The organism is Bacteroides sp. D20, assembly GCF_003436255.1.
In the GTDB taxonomy this organism is placed as follows: Bacteria; Bacteroidota; Bacteroidia; order Bacteroidales; family Bacteroidaceae; genus Bacteroides; species Bacteroides uniformis.
The window spans coordinates 1,921-2,855 of sequence record NZ_QSOO01000042.1; the positions used below are offsets into that span (position 1 = coordinate 1,921).

The window sequence follows — 935 nt, forward strand, 5'->3', positions numbered from 1 at the left end:
GGGCAAGAAGATTGGCGAGAAATAGAAGGGTACAATGAAACCGTCAGATTAGGTAAGAGTTACTGACTTCCAATCGCTCCATGCAGGTCCTGAATTGGTTCTTAGCTTCACAGATATATTACCGGGACGTACATCCATGGCAATTTGAAATAAATAGAATTTGGTTTTAAATACCAATAGCATGCCATAGCCTATACCAGTCGGAGCATTCGTTACATTTGCACCGGAATATATCTGATAAATTCCATTCTTTATGAAATTGTCATAATTTTCGGAAACGTCTCCTCTATATTGAAACATTTCACTCAACAAATCGCTCTTCTTTATTTTTCCCTGGCTACTATCATTTGCCTCTCCATATACATACACCACATCAGTTAGAACCTTAAAAGCATTCATTGCTATATCATCACCTGCCATACCTTGTACGTTTAAGGGGCAAAGAACACGGCAGAGAAACATAAAGCTCAATCTGCCATCTAATTTTGGTAAAGTAGATTGAACTTTATAATATAAATGTCAAGATAATATGTTGGTTGGATGCGTATGTGCTTTTGACAACATATTTAGTGTTTTCTCCTGCATTCATTATACAAAACTTATTTTCAACCTCTGAGAAGAAATTAATGGCACCTTGTGGAACTATTATGTTCCCGGTATTGCTCCCATATACAACTGCAATCGCTTTTTGATGTACAGAAGAGGCATTTTGAACCATAATTAATCCGGAATTATAGGGCAGCTCATACGTTTCTCCAGGAGTAATAGTTTTGTCTAATCTAAAAAATCCACAACTCTTCACCAAATCTGTAGGAGTTACCTTCTGCTGGTTGTTCCCTTTCTCAGTATACAGATAGTCCGCTACATTGTTTATCGGAAACTCATTCATTGCTATATCCTGCTTCTCTGCCATAACATTGCATATTTAAGGGGCA

At 37.2% G+C, this 935-nt stretch carries 2 protein-coding genes; both read right to left on the minus strand.

Going from position 1 to position 935, the window contains the following annotated elements; translation table 11 throughout:
- Positions 1-48: 48 nt before the first annotated feature.
- On the minus strand, positions 49-420 hold the full coding sequence (locus tag DXD78_RS20840; protein WP_117652959.1) for a pyocin knob domain-containing protein: 372 nt from the start codon (positions 418-420) through the stop codon (positions 49-51).
- A gap of 85 nt (positions 421-505) precedes the next feature.
- Positions 506-913, minus strand: a complete 408-nt coding sequence (locus DXD78_RS20845) for a hypothetical protein (RefSeq protein ID WP_117652960.1) — start codon at positions 911-913, stop codon at positions 506-508.
- Positions 914-935 lie beyond the last annotated feature (22 nt).